Origin of the sequence: Pseudomonas abyssi, from assembly GCF_002307495.1 — a bacterium.
In the GTDB taxonomy this organism is placed as follows: domain Bacteria; phylum Pseudomonadota; class Gammaproteobacteria; order Pseudomonadales; family Pseudomonadaceae; genus Halopseudomonas; species Halopseudomonas abyssi.
In genome coordinates this window covers 210356-229828 of the sequence record NZ_NTMR01000002.1, presented here as the reverse complement: position 1 = coordinate 229828, position 19473 = coordinate 210356, and the positions used below count along the sequence as shown (strand labels likewise).

The 19473-nt window shown below is 63.0% G+C and carries 19 protein-coding genes and 1 riboswitch; of the genes, 7 read left to right on the top strand and 12 right to left on the bottom strand.

Annotated elements, in window-relative coordinates; genetic code table 11:
* Positions 1 to 3 precede the first annotated feature (3 nt).
* A complete protein-coding gene (gene thrC / locus CNQ84_RS01265; protein WP_096003107.1) occupies positions 4 to 1413 on the top strand; it encodes a threonine synthase in 1410 nt (469 codons plus the stop codon).
* Positions 1414 to 1469: 56 nt separating this feature from the next.
* Here the strand turns inward: thrC and CNQ84_RS01260 are convergent, their stop codons facing one another.
* On the bottom strand, positions 1470 to 1898 hold the full coding sequence (locus tag CNQ84_RS01260) for an organic hydroperoxide resistance protein (RefSeq protein WP_096003106.1): 429 nt from the start codon (positions 1896 to 1898) through the stop codon (positions 1470 to 1472).
* 208 nt (positions 1899 to 2106) lie between these two features.
* Between CNQ84_RS01260 and CNQ84_RS01255 the strand changes: the two genes are divergently transcribed.
* From CNQ84_RS01255 to CNQ84_RS01245, 3 genes are read left to right on the top strand one after another with little or no spacing between them, the layout of a single operon-like run.
* Entirely contained in the window at positions 2107 to 3174 is a 1068-nt protein-coding gene (locus tag CNQ84_RS01255; RefSeq protein ID WP_096003105.1) for an efflux RND transporter periplasmic adaptor subunit, read from the top strand.
* A 1-nt stretch (position 3175) separates the two neighbouring features.
* Positions 3176 to 6322, top strand: coding sequence for an efflux RND transporter permease subunit (locus tag CNQ84_RS01250; RefSeq protein WP_096003104.1), 3147 nt, complete (start codon positions 3176 to 3178; stop codon positions 6320 to 6322).
* Between the two features lie 42 nt (positions 6323 to 6364).
* Positions 6365 to 7243 carry a carboxylate/amino acid/amine transporter gene (locus tag CNQ84_RS01245; protein WP_096003103.1) on the top strand — a complete coding sequence of 293 codons (879 nt, stop codon included), beginning with the start codon at positions 6365 to 6367 and terminating at the stop codon, positions 7241 to 7243.
* A 63-nt stretch (positions 7244 to 7306) separates the two neighbouring features.
* Here CNQ84_RS01245 and CNQ84_RS01240 read toward each other — a convergent pair whose 3' ends face one another.
* From CNQ84_RS01240 to CNQ84_RS01210, 7 genes are all read right to left on the bottom strand, one after another.
* Positions 7307 to 7924 (bottom strand): trimeric intracellular cation channel family protein, encoded by a 618-nt coding sequence (locus CNQ84_RS01240; protein WP_096003102.1) that lies wholly within the window; start codon positions 7922 to 7924, stop codon positions 7307 to 7309.
* 22 nt (positions 7925 to 7946) lie between these two features.
* Positions 7947 to 8044: riboswitch (glycine riboswitch) on the bottom strand.
* 234 nt (positions 8045 to 8278) lie between these two features.
* Positions 8279 to 9178, bottom strand: a complete 900-nt coding sequence (ypfJ, locus tag CNQ84_RS01235) for a KPN_02809 family neutral zinc metallopeptidase (RefSeq protein ID WP_096003101.1) — start codon at positions 9176 to 9178, stop codon at positions 8279 to 8281.
* A gap of 20 nt (positions 9179 to 9198) precedes the next feature.
* Positions 9199 to 10002, bottom strand: a complete 804-nt coding sequence (locus CNQ84_RS01230) for a CHAD domain-containing protein (RefSeq protein ID WP_096003100.1) — start codon at positions 10000 to 10002, stop codon at positions 9199 to 9201.
* Between the two features lie 45 nt (positions 10003 to 10047).
* Positions 10048 to 10863 (bottom strand): LysR family transcriptional regulator, encoded by an 816-nt coding sequence (locus CNQ84_RS01225; RefSeq protein ID WP_096003099.1) that lies wholly within the window; start codon positions 10861 to 10863, stop codon positions 10048 to 10050.
* Between the two features lie 2 nt (positions 10864 to 10865).
* Complete coding sequence (locus tag CNQ84_RS01220) at positions 10866 to 11762, bottom strand: MBL fold metallo-hydrolase (protein WP_096003098.1); 897 nt, start codon at positions 11760 to 11762, stop codon at positions 10866 to 10868.
* Between the two features lie 129 nt (positions 11763 to 11891).
* Positions 11892 to 12590, bottom strand: coding sequence for a PspA/IM30 family protein (locus CNQ84_RS01215; RefSeq protein ID WP_096003097.1), 699 nt, complete (start codon positions 12588 to 12590; stop codon positions 11892 to 11894).
* 5 nt (positions 12591 to 12595) lie between these two features.
* Positions 12596 to 12865, bottom strand: a complete 270-nt coding sequence (locus CNQ84_RS01210) for a YiaA/YiaB family inner membrane protein (protein ID WP_096003096.1) — start codon at positions 12863 to 12865, stop codon at positions 12596 to 12598.
* A gap of 194 nt (positions 12866 to 13059) precedes the next feature.
* On the opposite strand from CNQ84_RS01210, the gene CNQ84_RS01205 reads away from it, so the two are divergent.
* Positions 13060 to 13839, top strand: coding sequence for a helix-turn-helix domain-containing protein (locus tag CNQ84_RS01205; protein ID WP_096003095.1), 780 nt, complete (start codon positions 13060 to 13062; stop codon positions 13837 to 13839).
* The gene (locus CNQ84_RS01200) at positions 13836 to 14912 is read left to right on the top strand and encodes a mechanosensitive ion channel domain-containing protein (protein WP_096003094.1); all 1077 of its coding nucleotides are present in this window, start codon (positions 13836 to 13838) and stop codon (positions 14910 to 14912) included. Before CNQ84_RS01205 ends, CNQ84_RS01200 begins: the two co-directional genes overlap by 4 nt.
* 16 nt (positions 14913 to 14928) lie before the next feature.
* Here the strand turns inward: CNQ84_RS01200 and CNQ84_RS01195 are convergent, their stop codons facing one another.
* Positions 14929 to 15645, bottom strand: a complete 717-nt coding sequence (locus CNQ84_RS01195; RefSeq protein ID WP_096003093.1) for a YebC/PmpR family DNA-binding transcriptional regulator — start codon at positions 15643 to 15645, stop codon at positions 14929 to 14931.
* Positions 15646 to 15804: 159 nt separating this feature from the next.
* Between CNQ84_RS01195 and CNQ84_RS01190 the strand changes: the two genes are divergently transcribed.
* The gene (locus tag CNQ84_RS01190) at positions 15805 to 16473 is read left to right on the top strand and encodes a YoaK family protein (RefSeq protein ID WP_096003092.1); all 669 of its coding nucleotides are present in this window, start codon (positions 15805 to 15807) and stop codon (positions 16471 to 16473) included.
* Positions 16474 to 16526: 53 nt separating this feature from the next.
* On the opposite strand, the gene CNQ84_RS01185 is transcribed toward CNQ84_RS01190, so the two are convergent.
* From CNQ84_RS01185 to CNQ84_RS01175, 3 genes are all read right to left on the bottom strand, one after another.
* Positions 16527 to 16859 (bottom strand): hypothetical protein, encoded by a 333-nt coding sequence (locus CNQ84_RS01185; RefSeq protein ID WP_202974627.1) that lies wholly within the window; start codon positions 16857 to 16859, stop codon positions 16527 to 16529.
* A gap of 260 nt (positions 16860 to 17119) precedes the next feature.
* Positions 17120 to 19222 (bottom strand): glucans biosynthesis glucosyltransferase MdoH, encoded by a 2103-nt coding sequence (gene mdoH / locus CNQ84_RS01180; protein ID WP_096003091.1) that lies wholly within the window; start codon positions 19220 to 19222, stop codon positions 17120 to 17122.
* Complete coding sequence (locus CNQ84_RS01175; RefSeq protein ID WP_096003090.1) at positions 19222 to 19470, bottom strand: hypothetical protein; 249 nt, start codon at positions 19468 to 19470, stop codon at positions 19222 to 19224. The genes mdoH and CNQ84_RS01175 overlap by 1 nt, the downstream gene beginning before the upstream one ends.
* Between the last annotated feature and the right edge of the window lie 3 nt (positions 19471 to 19473).

The following is a 19473-nucleotide window of genomic DNA, read 5'->3' as shown; positions in this document are numbered from 1 at the left end:
GATATGCGTTATATCAGTACCCGTGGCCAGGCGCCGGCCCTGAATTTTGAAGATGTTCTGCTGGCTGGTCTGGCTTCTGATGGCGGTCTGTACGTACCCGAGAACCTGCCGCGCTTCACCCAGGAACAGATTGCCTCCTGGGCCGGTCTGCCGTACCACGAGCTGGCGTTCAACGTCATGCGTCCGTTCGTTAGCGGCAGCATTCCGGATGCCGATTTCAAACAGATTCTGCAGGACACCTACGGCGTCTTTGAGCACAAGGCGGTTGCACCGCTGCGTCAGCTGGACAGCAATGAGTGGGTGATGGAGCTGTTCCACGGTCCGACCCTGGCGTTCAAGGACTTTGCCCTGCAGCTGCTGGGCCGTCTGCTCGACTACTTCCTGGTCAAGCGTGGCGAGCGCGTGGTGATCATGGGCGCCACCTCCGGTGACACCGGATCGGCAGCGATCGAGGGCTGCAAGGCCTGCGAAAACGTCGACATCTTCATCATGCACCCGCACAACCGGGTGTCCGAGGTGCAGCGTCGCCAGATGACCAGCATTCTCGGCGACAACATCCACAACATCGCTATCGAAGGCAACTTCGACGACTGTCAGGAGATGGTCAAGGCCAGCTTCGCCGACCAGGGCTTCCTCAAGGGCACCCGTCTGGTCGCCGTCAATTCGATCAACTGGGCGCGCATCATGGCGCAGATCGTCTACTACTTTCATGCTGCCCTGCAGCTGGGTGGTCCGGCGCGCTCGATGGCGTTCTCGGTACCGACCGGCAACTTTGGTGACATCTTCGCCGGTTACCTGGCGCGCAACATGGGCCTGCCGATCAGTCAGCTGATCGTTGCTACCAACCGCAATGACATCCTGCACCGCTTCATGAGCGGCAACCATTACGACAAGGACACCCTGCATCCGTCGCTGTCGCCGTCGATGGACATCATGGTGTCGTCCAACTTCGAGCGTCTGCTGTTTGATCTGCACGGTCGTAATGGTGCGCTGGTAGCCGAGCTGCTGGACGCGTTCAAGATCAGCGGCAAGCTGTCGGTCGAGGACGATCGCTGGACTGAAGCGCGCAAGCTGTTTGATTCGCTGGCGGTTGACGACGAAGGCACCTGCGCGACTATCGCCGCCGTGTTCGAGCAATGTGGCGAAGTACTGGACCCGCATACCGCGATTGGCGTGCGCGCCGCGCGGGAATGCCGTCGTTCGCTGTCGGTGCCGATGATCACCCTGGGTACCGCTCACCCGGTCAAGTTCCCGGATGCGGTGCGTCAGGCTGGTGTCGGCGAAGCATTGCATCTGCCGGCGCACCTGAGCGATCTGTTCGAGCGCGAAGAGCGCATGACCGTGTTGCCGAACAGTCTGGCCGACGTGCAGGCCTTTGTTGCCGCGCACGGCAACCGCGGCAAGCCGCTGTAATAAGCTGAGCTGCTGACGCAACAACGGCGCCCCTGGGCGCCGTTGTTGTTTGTGCGTTACTCGACCCGGCTCAGGGTCACATCAATATTGCCGCGGGTGGCGTTGGAGTAGGGGCAGACCTGATGGGCGCGCTCGATCAGCTGCTCGGCTTGCTCTGCAGGCATGCCCGGCAGGCTGACGCGCAGTTCGACTTCAATGCCGAACCCCTGCGGAATCTGACCGATACCGACCACGCCCTCAACGGACGCGTCAGCCGGCATGGGCAGCTTGTCGCGACCAGCGACAAACTTCATCGCGCCGATAAAGCAGGCGGAATAACCCGCAGCAAACAGCTGTTCCGGGTTGGTGCCCTGGCCGCCGGCACCGCCCAGCTCCTTGGGGGTTGTCAGTTCGATATCCAGCACACCATCGGAGGAAATGGCGCGACCGTCACGGCCACCGGTGGCTTCAGCCGAGGCGCGGTATACAACCTGTTCAATAGACATGCGATGTCTCCTGTCATGGGGAAGTAATATAGATTGCGTGCAATCCAGTTGCTGAAGGTTAGCACAATTTAAATTGTGCGCAATATTATTTTGCGATTCCTTTATTCCGGCCTGCTATATCGTGAAACATTCTCATTTCGTTTTTCTGCCTGAATGCCGTCGTTTTCTGGCATGCTGACCGACTTTGAAGTTGCAGGAGGCTCCTTCCATGTTGCGTGCTGTCCTTATCGTGTCGCTATTGTCCCTGGCCCCCCTTGCATCGGCGGAAACGGCGGTGCCGGTGCGGGTGACGTCCTCCAGTCTGCAGCCGTTGACAGAGGCGGTGCCGGTCAGTGGCAGTGTGACCACGGCTCGGGTGGCGACCTTGTCAGCAGAGGTGCAGGGGCGGGTTGCCAGCCTGCCGGTCGAGGAAGGGCAGCAGGTCGAGCAGGGCGCGCTGCTGCTGACCCTGGATGACGAATTGGCGCAGCGTGACCTGGATGGCGAGCGCGCCGAGGTCGCGCGCCTGAGCAGTACGCTGGATGACACGCGACGCCGCTTGGGCGAGGCGCGTACCTTGATCGAGCGCCGCAGCATTGCTGCCAGCGAGGTGCGCAGTCTGGAGGCTGAGGTGGCGCAGGCAGACGCCGCGTTGGCCGGCGCCCGTGCCAGTCTGCAGCGTCGCGAAGCAGAAGTACGTCGGCATCGCTTGGTAGCGCCCTTCAGCGGCGTGATTAGCCGTCGGCTGACCGAGCTGGGCGAGTGGGTGCAGCCGGGCACCGGGGTGCTGGAATTGATCACGCTGCAGCAACTGCGCGCAGACTTGCAGGTGCCGCAGCGCTACTACGCCCGGGCAGAGCCGGGCAGCCAGGTCGAGCTGCAGTTCGAGGGGCATCCGGGGGAGCGCTTTACGCTGCCGGTGACCGCACGCATCCCGCTCAGCAGTCAGCAGGCGCGGACCTTTCTGTTGCGTATCGAACTGCCGGAAGATATCCCCGGCCTGATTCCGGGCATGTCGGTGCGAGGCGACCTGTTGCTGGATCAGCAGCGCCAAGGCGTGGCGGTTTCGCGCGACGCGCTGTTGCGTCACGCTGATGGGCGCGTTGCCGTGTGGCGGGTGGTGAACGAGGAAGGCCAGTGGCGCGCTCGAGAGCAGCAGGTGGAGCCTGGGCTGGCCTTTGATGGCTTGATTGAGCTGCGTGAGGGGCTGCAAGCGGGGGAGCAGGTCGTGGTAGAGGGTAACGAAAGCCTGCGCGAAGGTCAGTTGCTCAACGTGCTGAACCGCGAGGACGACTGACATGTTCCACGCCATCACCCGCCACGGCATTCTGGTCACCGTGGCGCTGCTGATTCTATGTGTGCTGGGCACCATGGCTGCGCTGCGTATTCCGGTGCAGATGATTCCCGATCTGGAAACCCGCACCATCACCGTGGAAACCCAGTGGCCCGGCGCTACGCCGCAGGATATCGAGAAGGAGATTCTGGTCGAGCAGGAAGAGTTTCTGCGTAACCTGCCCAACCTGGAGCGCATTACTTCGGTGGCCGGTACCGGTTGGGCCGAGATCGAGCTGGACTTTCCCTTTGGGGTCGACCTCAACGAAACGCTGATTCGCGTCAACAACGCACTGACCCAGGTCTCGGGTTATCCGGAGAACGTGGATCAGCCGTCGGTCAACGCGACCTCGTTTTCGGCCAATGCCTTCATGCATCTGGCGGTGTCACCCTTGGACGGCAATCCGCGCAACCTGGATATGGACATGTTGCGCGACTACATCGAAGACACCGTGCGACCGCGTCTGTCAGCGGTCAATGGCGTCGCTCAGGTGGATGTGCGCGGCGGTGCTGCGCGGCAGGTGCAGGTGCGCCTGTACCCGGAACGCCTGGCGCTGAACGGCCTGACTCCGGCCACCGTGCGCGACGCGCTGCGGGCGCGTAACAGCGATGTGTCGGGCGGTGAGATTGATAGCGGCAAGCGGCGCTTCCTGCTGCGCACCGTGGGCCGCTTTGAGAGCCTGGACGAGGTGCGTCAGCTGGTGGTCGAGCGGCGGGGCGATAGCCTGATTCGCCTGCAGGACCTGGCCGACGTCACCCTGGATCATGCCCGTATCAGCCAGCGCAGCTATGTCAACGGTGCGCCGGTCATCAGCCTGGCCGTGCGCCGGGAAAGCGGCTCCAACGTGATCGCGATCAAGGATGCCATGCTGGCGGAAATGGCGCTGCTCAATCAGGAGCTGCTTAACCCGCAGGGCATGCAGATCAAGTTGAACTCTGATGATGTGGTATACGTCCGCGATTCGGTATTCAACGTCTGGAAGAACCTGATTCTTGGTGCTCTGCTCGCCTCGCTGATCATGTATCTGTTCCTTCGCTCCTGGCGGGTCACCCTGATCGGCGTATTGGGTATTCCGGTTTGTACCATTGCTGCCTTTCTTGGCCTGATGCTGACCGGCCGCACCATCAACGTGATCTCGCTGGCCGGCGTGGCCTTTGCCATCGGCATGACCCTGGACAACAGCATCGTGGTGCTCGAGAGCATCGAGCTGGAGCGGCGACGGGGCATGGACCGGCTGCGTGCAGCCGTTGCCGGGGTGAGCAAGGTCTGGCCAGCCATTCTGGCCTCGACGCTGACCACCGTGATGGTGTTCTTGCCGGTGATGTTTATTCAGGAAGAGGCCGGTCAGCTGTATTCCGACATCGCCATCGCCATCACCTCGGCCATTCTGGTTTCCATGCTGGTGGCGATAACAGCGGTGCCAGCAGCCTGTTCCCGGCTGCGTGGCGATGAGCTGGCGCAGGCCAGCGGCAATGGCCGCTTGGCCGGGCGCTGCGCCGATCTGGTCGGTTGGTTGCTGGCGAGCGCCCGGCGCCGTGCGCTGTGCGCTGCTACGGTGATAGGCGGTAGCCTGTTGATCGTGCTGACCCTCACACCGCCGGCGGAGTACCTGCCCGAGGGCGAGGAGGCCAAGACCTTCGCCATGATGAATGCGCCGCTCGGTTACAACCTGGCCAGCATGCAGAGGATTGCCGAGCAGGTGCAGGCGCACTTTCTTCCGTACACCCCGGCCGGCACCGCGCCGGAGGAGGCTGACGGTGCTGTGCCGCCGATTGCAACGCTGATGATGAACGTGTCCACCGAGGGGTTGTGGACCGTTGTCGTGCCGCGAGACCCCGCCGATATCGAGGCGCTGATGGCCGCGCTGGTCGAGCATTTTCGAACCTATCCGGGGATGCGGGCGTTCGCTACCCGTGGCTCGATCATCAGCAGCAACGATGGCGGCACGCGCAGCATCAACCTGGACATCTCAGGCCCCGATCTGGCCAGCCTGTTTGATGTCGCACGCCTGGCATACGACCGGGCCGGCGAGATTTTCGACAATCTCTCAATCCAGACCCAGCCCTCCAGCCTCAGCCTGGCGCAGCCGCTACTGCAGGTGTACCCGGACTGGGAGCGTGCCGCCGAGCTGGGCCTGGACGCCGACCGCATCGGTTTTGCCGTATCGGCCCTGACCGACGGTAGCTACGTGGGTGAGTTTTTCCAGGACGACGACAAAGTCGATATCTACTTTTATAACGCCATGGCCCTGCAACCGGACCTGCAGACCCTGCGCGGCCTGACCCTGTATACACCCAGTGGTCAGGTGCTGCCGTTGTCGTCGCTGGCGCGCATCGAGGAAGCGGTGGATACCAGCATGGTACGCCGGGTGGACGGCCGTCGTACGCTGACGCTGAACATCATTCCGCCGCGCTCGGTGCCGCTGGAGGCCGGTGTCGAGCAGGTGCGTACCGAACTGGTGGAGTATCTGCGTGCCGAAGGGCAGGTGCCGCTGGGCGTCGGTCTGTCGATCTCGGGCGCGGCCGATCAGCTGGATGCCACCCGCGAGTCGCTCAGCAGCAACTACCTGGCGGCGCTGTTGATTGTTTTCCTGCTGCTGGTGGCAATCTTCCGCCATTGGGGTTATCCGCTGCTGATCATGATCAGCATCCCGCTGGGTATGGCCGGGGGGCTGGCCGGTCTGGCGCTGCTGAATCTGGCCGGTTCCGCGCTGGCAGCAGCAGGGCTGGGTGGCTTCAGTCAGCCGCTGGACATGATCACCATGCTGGGCTTTCTGATTCTGATGGGCACGGTGGTGAATAACCCGATCCTGATCGTGGATCGCGCCATCGATAATCTGGATCATCAGGGCATGACGCCGATAGAAGCGGTTCGGGAGGCGGTGGAGGCGCGCCTGCGGCCGATCGCCATTTCCACCCTGACCACGCTATGCGGGATTGCTCCGCTGGTCTTCCTGCCGGGTGCCGGCACCGAACTGTATCGCGGTGTCGGGGTGATCGTGATGGCGGGTATTCTGGGGGCGACCCTGGTGACCCTGACGCTGCTGCCCGTGATGCTGCATGGGGTGCTGAGCCGGCGCAGCCGGCATCAGACGGAGGGCACGGCAGGCTGAAGCGGGTATACTCCCCGGCCATCTGACGTGCCTGGAGTCGAGATGCCTTATCTGGTTGCGGTAACCCTGTTGTGGGCGGTGTCATTTAGTCTGATCGGCGAGTATCTGGCCGGGCAGGTGGACAGCTACTTTGCCGTGCTGACGCGGGCCATGCTGGCCGGGCTGCTGTTTCTCCCGCTGCTGCGTATTCGATTGTTGCCGCGCCCGGTGGTGCCGGGGCTGCTGGTGGTTGGTGCGTTGCAGTTCGGTGTCACCTATATTTGCCTGTACCAGTCCTTCGAGTACATCTCTGTGCCCGAGGTGCTGCTGTTCACCATTTTTACGCCACTGCACGTGGCGCTGATTGATGATCTGCTGAACCGGCGTTTCAGTCTGGGGCCTCTGGTCGCCGCCGCGATTGCGGTGCTTGGTGCCGGAATCATGCGCTACGACGGGCTCAGCGACAGCTTTATCCGCGGCTTTCTGATTCTGCAGCTGGCCAACTTTACCTTCGCCGCCGGGCAGGTGGGTTATGCCCATCTGGTGCGCCGTTATGAGCTGACCCCAACCCAGCAGTGGCGTGGCTTTGGCCTGTTCTTTATTGGTGCGCTGATGGTCATGCTGCCGGCCTGGCTGCTGCTGGGCAACCCGGAGCGCCTGCCGCACACCACGCTGCAGTGGTCGGTGCTGGCCTGGCTGGGACTGGTCGCTTCTGGGCTGGGCTTTTTGTTCTGGAATCGTGGGGCGGCGCAGGTGGACGCCGGCACCCTGGGCATCATGAACAATGCGCTGGTGCCGGCGGGGCTGCTGGTCAATCTTCTGATCTGGAATCACGATGCTGACCTGCTGCGACTTGCAGCGGGCTCCGCTGTGATCGGGCTGTCGCTCTGGGTTAACGCCCGCTGGACGCGCTGGTTCGGTTCGCGACCAGCACGGCCCTGACGACGATCAGGTCGGCCCGACAGGCATCGCAGCCAGTGAGGCCCTTGCTGGCAATTTCGCTCATCAGTCCCACTGGGATTTGGCGTAGCTGAACACCGGCAGCGACAGTTTCCAGCGAATCGCTGACATTCTCAGCAACAGGCCCACGCTGAAGGCAGCCAGCAGGTTGACGCTTTCGTTGACACCCTGATGTCGCAGGGCGAGATAGAGCAGAGCGACGACCAGCGAGACGCTGGCGTAGAGTTCATGACGCAACACCTGGGGCATTCTATTGCACATGATGTCGCGGATAATGCCGCCGAAGATACCGGTGATGATGCCGGCCATAACCACCACTACTGTGTCGTAGCCCAGTCTCAGCGCGACATTGCAGCCAATGACGGTGAAGGCGACAAGGCCGATGGCGTCGAGCACCAGAAAAAGCTGGTGGAGGTGACGCATGAAGCGCGCCAGCACGATGGTTGCCAGACCACCGGTGATGGTGATGTAGATGTAGAGGGGATGCTGGGTCCAGGTGATCGGGAAGTTACCGAGCAGAATGTCCCGCACGGTACCGCCACCCAGGGCGGTTAAAAAGGCGATAACGGCGACACCGAAAAAGTCCATGTTGCGTCTGCCCGCGGCAAGTGCCCCGGACATGGCTTCGGCGGTGATGGCGATGATATAGACAGAGGTCAACACACAGTTCTCCTGCGTTTGCGTAGCCTCTCCCCCTGTCCTTGCTACCTGAGAGTTTACAGGGTCATACCCTGCTTGCCCCTTCGGTGGGCTGCGGTGCAGCCTCTCTCCAGACGGCGTTAATCGTGTCCACAGTGCTTGTGCCTGAGCGTTTATGGGAGTTTGCGCCTTCGGCGGGGCAGAGCCCTCTCTCCTGCGGGGCGCCGATTGTACCGCTGTCATGCTGCCGGGTCTTGTGTCTTTGTGTGATTTCGATCGATTGCTGCCTGTCCGGCTACGCGCGGGCCGCGCTGTCGTTTGCACCGCTGGGGCTTCGGCGTGCCGGCTGGGCGTGACCCGGTGCCGTGGTAACCGGGCTCAGATTGGCCCGGAGAAGGTATCGCAGGCGCTGATATCGCCGGACTCAAAGCCGCGCTTGAACCACTTCACCCGCTGCGCCGAGGTACCGTGCGTAAAGCTGTCCGGCACGACGTCCTGCCCGGCCCGGCGTTGCAGGCGGTCATCACCGATGGCGCTGGCGGCGGTAAGGGCCTCGTCCAGATCGTCCGGGTCGAGCATCTGCCGCTGGGTATTGGCGGCGTGGCCCCAGAGGCCGGCAAAGCAGTCTGCCTGCAGCTCCTGGCGTACCGACAGTGCATTCACCTCGGCCTGGCTGCGGCCGGCGCCGGCCTGACGTACCTTCTGGCTGATGCCCAGCAGGGTCTGTACGTGGTGGCCGACCTCGTGGGCGATGACGTAGGCCTGGGCGAAGTCGCCGGGGGCGCCGAGCTGCTGTTTCATGTCGTTGAAAAAGGACAGGTCCAGATAGACCTGCCGGTCGCCCGGGCAGTAGAACGGGCCGACGGCCGAGCTGGCGGTGCCGCAGGCAGATTGTACGCGGTTGGAGAACAGCACCAGCGTGGGTTCCTGATACTGCCGGCCGATGCTCTGGAATAGTTGCTGCCAGGTGGTTTCGGTGTCGGCCAGCACCACACTGACAAACTCGCTCAGCTCCTGCTCGGCCGGTGACAGTGGGCGCTGACTTTGCTGGCTCACGGTTTGTCCGCCGCCCAGCAGCAAGGGCAACAGATCTATCCCGAGCATCTTGCCGCCCAGCACTACGAGCACGCCGATACCCAGGATCCAGCGCCCGGTGCGCGTACCCAGCAGCATGTGGATCAGGCGCAGCAACAGGGCGCCACCGGCGCCGGCACTGGCGACATTGTCCCCTCGACGATCCTCGATATTGCTGCTGCGTCGTCTGCCTCGCCAGTCCATTCCACCTCCTTGTAGCGCGGTCAGACGTCCAGGTGACGCCTGCCGTAGACTTTGATGAAAAGGCGAATGATACGCCGTTTGCAGCGGCGTTTGCGCTTATCCAGTCGTTCGGCAAGTGCCTCGGTCTCCTGGTCTGGCGCCAGTGTTCGCAGTTGCGCCTCCAGGTTGCAGAGGTCTTGCAATTGGCCGAGCTGTTCGCCCAGCCGAGCCAGTGCCTGCATCTCGCTGCTCGCCGGCAACCGGCTGTCATGCAACTGCTCCAGCTGGTAGAGGTAATACTTGGTCCACTTGCGGCAGCGGTGAAAGAGCGCGTCCTGATCGCTATTGCACGCGCGGCGCGCTAGCGAGCGTGCCTGCTTGCGGGTGCGCGCCAACCCTGCCGCCCAGTTGTCGCGCGTGCCGCTATCGCAGTGCGGCCAGTCGCTCAGGACCGCTGCAAAGGCGGCGATGATGCGCTCGTTGTCGGTGGCGTTGACGCTGTGACTGCTAGAGGAGAGCAGCAACTGACTATTCAGCGCCGGGCTAAGCGGGCGTTCCAGCTCTCCGGCCAGTTGGCTGATGAGTTGCTGTTGCACATGCAGGTCGCGGCGTCCGGCCAGTGACTTGGCGATCAGACGAACCTGCTGATCCAGCTGGCGCAGACGTTGGCGGCCACTGTACGGTCGATAGAGCTGCAGCAGGGCACGCAGACGCTTGCAGCACACGCGCAGCTGGTGGATGGTGTCGGCATCCGGCGGGGTACCGGTGACGACAGGCAGCAGCGCCCGTCGCACGCGTTGGCGGGCGGCCTGATACAGCGGATCAGCGTCGGGTTTGAGCGTCATCAGCCGAGTGTAGGACAGCTGCCGCAGCGCGGGAAGAGCCTGTGCTCAGCCAAATGCGGCCATGACGCTGTCCTTGAGTTCGGCCCGGCAGGCGAGGCCCAGCTGACGATGACGCAGCGGCTCCGGCACCAGCCCGCGCAGGGAGTGGCTATCAACCGCCGGGCTCAGCAGGTCGAGGTCGTCGCTGACGGCCATCACGGTTGCTCCCTGGCGGTGCTGCACCAGGCTCAGGGCCAGGTCTTCGGTATCCACCTGCAGGCTGGCGTGGTCGGCCAGGTCGGGCAGGCGCTCAAGGAAGGCACTGCGCAGTTCGCAGTCGAGCCGGTCGATCCAAGGGTACCGGGTAGCCTGCTCCAGCTCGAGTGGCTGATTGAGGGACCAGCCGCGCGGCAGCAGCAGACGGTACTCCTGCTCCAGCAGCGCGATAAAGTGATAGCCGTCCGGTACCTGCCGTTCACTCAGCAGCCACAGGTCTGCCGGTTGTGTGGGCTGGGTGCGTACCTGCAGGCGATAGTTCTGTAGCCTGCCTGCGGTCAGCTGCAGCAGGTAACCGCTGTCGCGACTGGCCAGGCTGGAGTCGATAGCGACCGACAGCCGGGGCCGCTCCACGCGCTTGAAGCGTTGTTCCATCTCCCCCGCGCTGCCGAGCAGGCGCGTGGCCTCTTGATAGAAGGCGTCGCCTTCGGGCGTCAGGGTGACGCCTTTTTTGCTGCGACTGAACAGGCGCAGGGCAAACTCCTGCTCCAGTTGGGCAACGGCGTTGGAGATGGACGGCTGGGCGACGTGGCAGCGTTCGGCGGCAGCGGTGAGGCTGCCGGCTTCAGCGGCGGCGCAGAAATAGCGCAGGCTGCGCAGGTCCATGGTTACTCCTCAAAGTCGGGGAAATGCGCCAGACCTGCGGCCACCACCTCGTCATGCGCGGGCACGATCAGCAGCTCCGGGTCCTGCTGGTGCAGCTCGTGAATGCGTTTGAGCTGTTCGCTGTTGCGCTCGCGATCGCTATCGACATGGGATATCCACTGCACGAACACCGGGCGCGGCTTGTTCTGCTCTACGCCGCGCTCGGTCCAGCTGGTATCGCCAATCAGGAACAGGCGCTTGCCGGAGGGCAGGTTGACGAACAGACCGACCTGACCTGCGGTATGGCCGCTCAGATCAACCAGCACCAACTGACCATCGCCGAACAGGTCGAGACTGCGGTCAAAGCCCAGATAGGGTACGTTGTCGAGTGCAATTTGCCGCCACTCGCGCTCGCCTTCGAACTGCTCTGCGAGAAAGGCGGGTGGCTCGCCATGGGTCTTTGCCTCCTCCAGCGCGCCGGACAGGATCAGCACGGGCAAGTCCGGAAAGTCCGGCAGACCGCCCAGGTGATCCCAGTGCAGGTGGCTGGGCAGAATAAAGTCGATATCGCTGGCCTGGTAGCCTGCCGCCTCCAGCTGATCACGCGCCGGGTTCAGGTTTTCGTAGGCGAGCAGTGTGCGGTTGAGCCAATTGTTGCGGGCGAAGGCGTCGGCGGTCTCATGACCCAGGCCGGTGTCGAACAGAAAGCGCCCTTGCGGGTGCTCTATCAGTATGGCGGCGTGCAGCAGATGACGTTGGGTACCCCAGCGGCCGCCGCTGACCACCATGGCTTCGGCGGCGCCGCTGGAGCTGGCGGTAGGGATCACCGACAGGCGCAGGTGGTCGACGGCCGGGGCGGCGCTCAACAGGCTGCTGCAGGCGAGCAGCCAGGGGGTGGCAAACAGGGCAAGAGGCTTCATGGGATGGCTCCGGATGACTGAGAACCCACTGTGGCATCTGCTGAAGAATAGATTAAATATTCTTTATTGTTGGTTATGGAATAAAAAAATTATAGAAAGGGCGGCCGTGGCCGCCCTGGGTGCGCTGCCTTACGCCTCAGCGCCGCTGTTGCCACGCAGGCGCGCCAGCACGCTGTTGGCGTCGGTCTTGCCGGTGGCGATACCGGCGCGTTGCAGGCGCTGATCCAAGGCGCTGCCGTCGTCTTCATCCTGCAACTGCTGTAGGGCCGCGCCAACGTCGCTGGCGTTGTCCTGGCGCTGGCGAATGCGCTCCAGCGAGCTGGCCAGGTCGCCCATGTGCGCTTGCAGACCGCGGGTCTGGTGACCCAGATTGCCCAGCAGGCGTTCGGTGCTGCGGTTGGCGCGGGCCAGTTGCAGCTCGCGGCGATATTGTTGATGCAACTGCGCGGCGCGGCGCAGCTGTTCACGCAGCGTCGCCTCCTGGCGTTGCAGCTGCTCGGCGTGCTGGCGTTGCTGCTGCAACTGGTTCTCCTGCGCGGCGATCCATTCGGCCAGTTCGTAGGCCAGTCCGGACTCATCCCGTTCCAGCGCCTGACGGGCCTGCTCTTCACGCTGTGCCAGTTCTTCGCTGAGTTGCAGGTTGCTGCGCTGCAGCTGCTTGATGGTCGCCATCAGGCCGGCCAGCTCGCGCTTGGCCAGCAGCATGGCGTTCTCGGTGTCGCGCAGTTCCTGCTCCATGATGCGCAGGGCGTTGGCGTCGACCAGTTGCTCAAGCGGCTCGTGCGCGCTGGCGCGGAACAGGGTGCCTACCTTTCTCCAGAGTGTCATGGCGGTTACTCCGTATATTCTTTCAGCAGTTGCTGGGCGCGGGCTTCGGACAGACGGTTGTGGATGCGCTTGCCTTCGTGTTCGTCCCGCATGGTTTTTGACAGGGTGATGGTGGTGCTGACCAGAAACAGCGCACAAACCGACATGTAACCTTTGACCAGCAGGTCGGTGGGCGAAAAAATCACCCCCGCGCCGGTCGCCAGCAGGGCGATCGCGAAGGATGCCTTGACGAAGAAAATCCAGCCTGAGGAGTTGCTGTTGATTTCGCTATCCATGGTGTTGCCTCCAGCGTGAGTGGCAGTCGCACAGGGTGTGGCTGCGTCTGGAGCGGACTGTGCACCGGCCTGGTCGGCGGTGCCAGCGTTACCGAAAAGGTTGCGCGGGAGGTGGCTTAAGGTATTACATGGCGATACTTTATGGCGGCTTTCCCCGCCTTGACGGCATTTATGCTCTGTAAAGGTATTGTCATATGGCACAGACCGCAGCGATTGTCTCGGCACTCAAAAACGCGCTAAAAGAGCAGGGAATTACCTATCAGCAGGTGGCCGAGGCGCTGGACTTGTCGGAGGCGAGCGTCAAGCGGTTGTTCTCCGAGCGGCAGTTTTCGCTGCAGCGGCTGGATCAGATCTGTTCTCTGCTGGGGCTGGAAATCAGCGACCTGGTGCGGCGGCTGGATCAGGCTCAGCGCATCGACGCTTTGACGACCGAACAGGAACAGGAGCTGGTCGGCGATGATCGCCTGCTGCTGGTGGCGATCTGCGCGCTGAATCGCTGGAGTCTGGCGCAGATACTGGAAACCTATCAGCTCAGTGAGCCAGAAGCGGTGGGACGGCTGGCGCGGCTGGATCGGATGGGGTTGATCGAGTTGTTGCCGGGCAACCGCATCAAGCCGCTGATCAGTCACGATTTTCGCTGGCAGCAGCATGGGCCGATTCAGCGCTTTTTCGAGCAGCAGGTGCAGGCCGACTTTTTCCAGTGTCATTTCAATTTGCCGGGTGAGCTGCGGATGTTCCTTAGCGGCATGCTCTCGCCGCAGTCGACGGAGCAGATGCATCAGAAGCTGCAGCGCCTGGCCCAGGCGTTTCGCCACAGTCATCAGGAGGATCTGGTACTGCCACTGGAGCAGCGCTTTGGGGTCAGCATGATTCTGGCCATTCGGCCCTGGGAGGTGGCAGCTTTTCAGCAGTTGCGCCGGCCTGAAGCGGCCAAGTACTACCCTGGACACAAACGAACGGGAGAGACGGGATGAACCTGCTGACGGATATTCTGGCGGTCGCCCTGGCGTCCATACCGCTGCTGCTGACACTTGGGCTGGTAGCGCTGGTGCTGGTGCTGGCGCACTTTTTGTTGATTCGGCGCAACCGCGACCTGGGCAACGAGCGGCTGTTTTCGCGCCAGCTGGTCATGTTGGCGCTGACGTTGATTGGCATGGTTGCGGTCATTCTGGCCTTGCCGGTCAGCGAGGGCGCGCGCAATCAGATCATCGCGCTGTTGGGATTGCTGATCTCCGGTGTCTTTGCCTTCTCGTCTTCCAATATCTTTGCCAACCTGGCTGCGGGCGTACTGTTGCGTATGACCCGGCCCTTTGTGCTGGGCGACTTCATTTCGGTGGGCGAGCACTTTGGGCGAGTGGCGGAGCGGGGGCTGTTTGATACCGAGATCCAGTCTGAAAGTGGCGAGCTGATCGCGCTGCCCAACAGCTACCTGACCAGCCACCCGATTGCCACGTTGCGTAGTGACGGCGCGCTGGTCTCGGCCGAGCTGTCGCTTGGGTATGACACCCATCACGCCGACGTAGAGCCCCTGCTGCTGGCTGCCGCCCAGACCAGCGGCCTGCAGGATGCCTTTGTGCAGTTGCTGGCGTTGGGCAACTTTGCCATCAGCTACCGGGTCTCCGGCGTGCTGCCCGAGGCGCGTGGCCTGATTACGGCCCGTTCTACCCTCTACAAGGCGATTCTCGACGGCCTGCACGGCGCAGGCATCGAGATCATGTCGCCTACCATCATGAATCAACGCCCGGTTGCTGCTGAACAGGTGTTTGTCCCGGCGGGTGGCGGGCATCGCCAGCGCCGAGCGCAGGCCGCTGAAGCTGAAGCGGTATTGTTCGACAAGGCCGAACTGGCGCAGCAGCTGGCCGAGCGCAAGGCGCAGCTGTCCGAGCAGGCGCGTGCGCTGGAAGAAGAGGCCAAAGGTGCTGATGGCGAACGCAAGGCGGCGATCAAGGCGCAGCTGGAACACATGCGTGAACAGCGGCGGGAGCTTGATGCGATGACGGAGTCGGGTGGCGAAGCGGCTGGAGCAGGGCAGGCAGGGCGCTCCTGAGGAGCGCCCGCGCAGATCAGAACTCGGCGTTGTGGAAGATGTTCTGCACGTCGTCGAGGTCGTTCAGCATGTCGGTAAACTTCTCGAACATGACCACATCATCACCGCTGATCTCGGTGGTGGTTTGCGGCACAAACTGGATCAGGTCGGCTTCAAAATCCAGCTCGCCAAAGGTATCAATCAACGCCTGCTTGGCCTTGAAGTATTCAGTGTGCGGGGCGAATACGGTGATTACGCCATCTTCGTTCTCGATGTCGGTCACGTCGACGTCGGCCATCATCAGCGCTTCCAGCGTGGCTTCCTCGTCTTCACCCTTGAAGGCCAGAATGGCGCAGTGATCGAACATGTGGCTGACGCTGCCCTCGGTGCCGATCTTGCTCTTGGTCTTGGTGAAGCAGTTGCGCACGTCGGCAAAGGTGCGGTTCGGGTTATCGGTCAGGCAGTCGACGATGACCATGCAGTTGCCGGGGCCGAAGCCTTCATAACGCGCCTTGGAAAAATCCTCACCGCCGCCGCCCTTGGCCTTGTCGATGGCCTTGTCGATGACGTGGCCGGGGACCTGGTCTTTCTTGGCTCGGTCAATCAGGCCGCGCAGGGCCAGGTTACCATCGGGGTCCACGCCGCCTGACTTGGCGGTGACGTAGATCTCCCGCGCGTACTTGCTGTAAAGCTTGGTTTTGGCGTCGGCCGTCTTGGCCATGGATTCCTTGCGGTTCTGATAAGCGCGACCCATCTGCGAGTGTCCTGTCGAAATGTCGAAAAACAGCGATTCTACTCGCAGTTGGCGGCGGATATCCACGCCTGAGGCCGGTAAGGCTGACGAACGTACGGCCGCCGGACAGGGGGCTTGCCGTCGGCGTATGATGAGGCTTTTTACCGGGGGAGCCAGCGCGTGATTTCCAGACTGCCATCCTGGGTTGAGGCCGGCGCATTCAGCCTTGCGCTGATGGCCGGTGTGGTTAATGCGGTGGGCCTGTTGGGCTTTAGCCATCAGGCGGTTTCACACCTGACCGGTACCTCGACCCTGCTGGGCGCCGGGCTGACGCAGTTGCCGGCAGCCGAGCTGCTGCACCTGCTGCTGGTGCTGCTGAGCTTTGTCGCTGGGGCTGCCTTCAGCGGTCTGTTTATCGGTAGCAGCGCCTTGCAGCCGGGCCGGCGCTATGGGGTGGCGCTGGTGTTGGAGGCGTTGTTGCTGGTGCTTGCCATGCTGGCATTGCAGGCTGCCAGTCTGAGTGGGCACTACCTTGCGTCCGCGGCCTGCGGGCTGCAGAACGCGATGGTAACCACCTACAGCGGTGCGATTATTCGCACCACCCACGTCTCGGGTATCTTCACCGATCTGGGCGTCATGCTGGGCGCGCGCCTGCGTGGTGTGCCGCTGGACCGGCGCAAGGCGGTGCTGTTTCTGCTGCTGATTGGCGGCTTTATTCTGGGGGGCACGCTGGGGGCGCTGGGCTTTGCTCGCTGGCAGTTCTATTCGCTGCTGGCGCCTGCCTCAATGGCGGTGCTGCTGGCGGGGATCTATCAGGTTTGGGTGCTGCGGCGTGGTGCTGCGTCTTGATGGGATGCGGGAGCGGTAAGGCTGAGGGGCGGCTGGCCGCCCCTCGTGGCCTCTCAGTCCATGTCATCCAGGGTGAAGACAACGTCGTCACGGGCGACGTCGATCTCCCAGACGGTATAGGTGTCGCCGTCTTCATCCTTGGCGCGGATGTCGAAGATAGACGATTTGGCACCACTCAGGTTGACCCGCACGGTGTGGCCGTCGGGCAGAATATCGTCATCCAGGACGTCTTCTTCCCAGCTCTTGGACTTGGCGTGGCTGACGTACAGGTAGTAGATGTCGTAGCCGGTGTTGTTGGTCACCTCGACATAGCCGTCGAAGCCGGCGGCGGCGGGGCCACTGAACAGAAACAGGACGGCAAACAGCGCTAAGGCTTTCTTGATCATTTTTCTCTCCCTGGGTGCGCCCGTCTGGTAGGCGCGAAAGCTGATCGGACAGACCGAACAACGCATATGGCTAACGGCCACGCCGCGGCTGGCTCCACCGCAGGAGCGGCAGATCAGGGCAAGGTGATCGTATGGGCAGCCAGCTGGAAGCTGGCCGATTAGAAGCATATAGCCATATGCGAGGATGGCAAGTACCTAAAACAGGGTATTGCGCAGGCGGGGGTGGGGACCCGCCTGCGGGAGCGGCCAGGGCACCTGCGTCAGTTTGCGATGCGGTTGGCCAGGCGCTTGCCCCAGGGGCTTTGCGGAGCGCTCAACCACACCTGCTGGTGCAGCCAGCGCAGCGACTCCGCGTCGGCTGCCAGCAGCTGCTTGTGCGCCGGTTCCAACTGCTCCGGCCCCTGCTCCAGGCAGCGCTGTCGCAGCAGCTGCAACTCCTGCTGCTGACGCCGGGCGCGCGGTGCATGGGCCAGGCCTGCCTGCAGCTGCGCGGTGGCGGGATGGATGACGGCCTCGACAAACGCATCGCGCTCGCACAGAGCAGGCAGGCTGGATGGCTGTTCCAGTGCGTCCAGTAGCGTATTGCCGCGCTGCTCGTCCGGGCTCAACAGCAGGCCGCGATCACGCAGCCAGGTGCCGATACCAATGCGGCTGAATAGCACAAACAACGGCGCAGCCAGTACCAAAGGCACCGCCACTGGCAGTGACCAGAGGAAGAACATGGGTTGCAGCCAGTAGGCAAAGGCCGACCAGCTCAGTGCCAGCAGGCTGCCGACACCCTGGTCGAGTACGGCTGCCAGCCAACTGGTCTCGCCACTGCGGTTTTGCCCGGCCCAGCGCAGGTTGACGTTGAATAGCGCCTCTACCACATAGCGGCTGTGCGCGAGCATGCGAATCGGCGCCAGCAGGGCCGATGCCAGCGACTCGATGAGCACGCTCAGGCAAAGACGTCGGGCACCGCCGTAGCGCCGGCGTTGCCCGCTGATCAGCACATCGACCAACGCCAGCAGTTTGGGGACGAACAGCAATGTCAGAGTGATGCCCACCAGTGCCAGTGCCCGGGTGGGGTGCCACTCGGGCCAGAGCGGGAACAGCTGGTTGGGCTGCGGGAAATAGTTGATCGGCCACAGTACCAGCCGCGCCACTTCGACGGTGGTCAGCACCAGAAAGCCGAACCACAGCGGTGAGGCAAGATACCCCATGATGCCGTTGAGAAAGGCCAGGCGGTGCGCCACACGCAGGCGGCGGCTGAACAGCATGAGCCACAGATGCTGCAGGTTACCCTTGGCCCAGCGACGGTCGCGGGTCAGCTCGTCGCTCAGAGTCGGTGGTGATTCTTCGTAGCTGGCCTGCAGCTCCGGTTCCAGCCAGACTTCCTGCCCCGCACGCCCCATATAGGCGGCTTCGACGAAGTCGTGACTGAGCACCGAGCCCTTGAACAACCCCCAGCCGGGCAGCCGGCGCAGGCCGCAGTGCTGCATGAAGGGGCGAATACGCAGAATGGCGTTGTGCCCCCAGAAAGCAGCTTCGCCCAACTGTACTGCCGCCAACCCGGTGGTGAACAGCGGGCCATACAGTTGATTGGCGAATTGCTGGATACGGGCGAACAAGGAGTGCGCGTTGAGCAGGCGTGGACTGGTTTGCAGGATGCCCACCTGCGGGTGGCGCTGCATCAGTTGCACCATCTGCACGATGGTATCGCCGCCCATCAGACTGTCGGCGTCCAGCACCACCATGTACTGGTAGTCGCGACCCCAGCGGCGCAGAAAGTCGGCGATGTTACCGCTCTTGTGGTTCAGGTTGAGTCGACGGCGGCGATAGAACAGACGCGCTTGAGCTCCCAGCTCCTGGCGCAGGGCCTGCCAGGCTGCCTGTTCCTGTAGCCAGACGTCCGCATCGCGACTATCGGAGAGGATGTAGAAGTCAAAGTGCTGCAGTTCGCCGCTGGCTTCCAGGCTTTGGTAGATGGCCTTCAGGCCCAGCAGGCTGCGCGCAACCGGTTCGTGGTAGATCGGCATCACGATGGCAGTGCGTGCGAGCGGAGTCGCGGCCAGGGTGGCTGCATCCTGACGCCGCATCAGGCTGCGCGGATCACCGCCACGGCGGCGTAGGACAAAACCGGTCAGGGCAATCCAGAAACCCAGTGATAGCCAGGTAAACAGCAGGCCGAAGAGCACCGCAATGCCGACCTCGACGGCGGTACGTCCATGGTAGGGCAGTACCGCCAGCAGCAGCCAGGTAGCCGCCAGGGTCTGACCCAGCACCAGCACCAGCAGCAGGATGCGGCGGCGGCGCGCACTGCCTCGCCAGTGGTGCTGGGCGTGGGTGCTCTCGGGTAGCAGGGTCGGTGGCAGGCTGGTCATCAATAATCTCCATAACGCAGACTGCCCCGACGTAGCGGCGGGCCAGCCTGGGGCGTTGCGGGGCTGGCCGGCAGCGCGGCGCGGGCGGCCTGCAGGGCAACCTCTAGTGCGAGCTGTTGGTGCTGCTGCAAGGCCTGGCGGGTAATGGCCAGCGCCTTGAGCTCAGTGTCGCGGTCTAGCGGCATCCCTGCCCACTGCCAGTAGGCAAGAATGCGTTGCAGGATCACATGACTGTCGGGCGGGTTCATGCC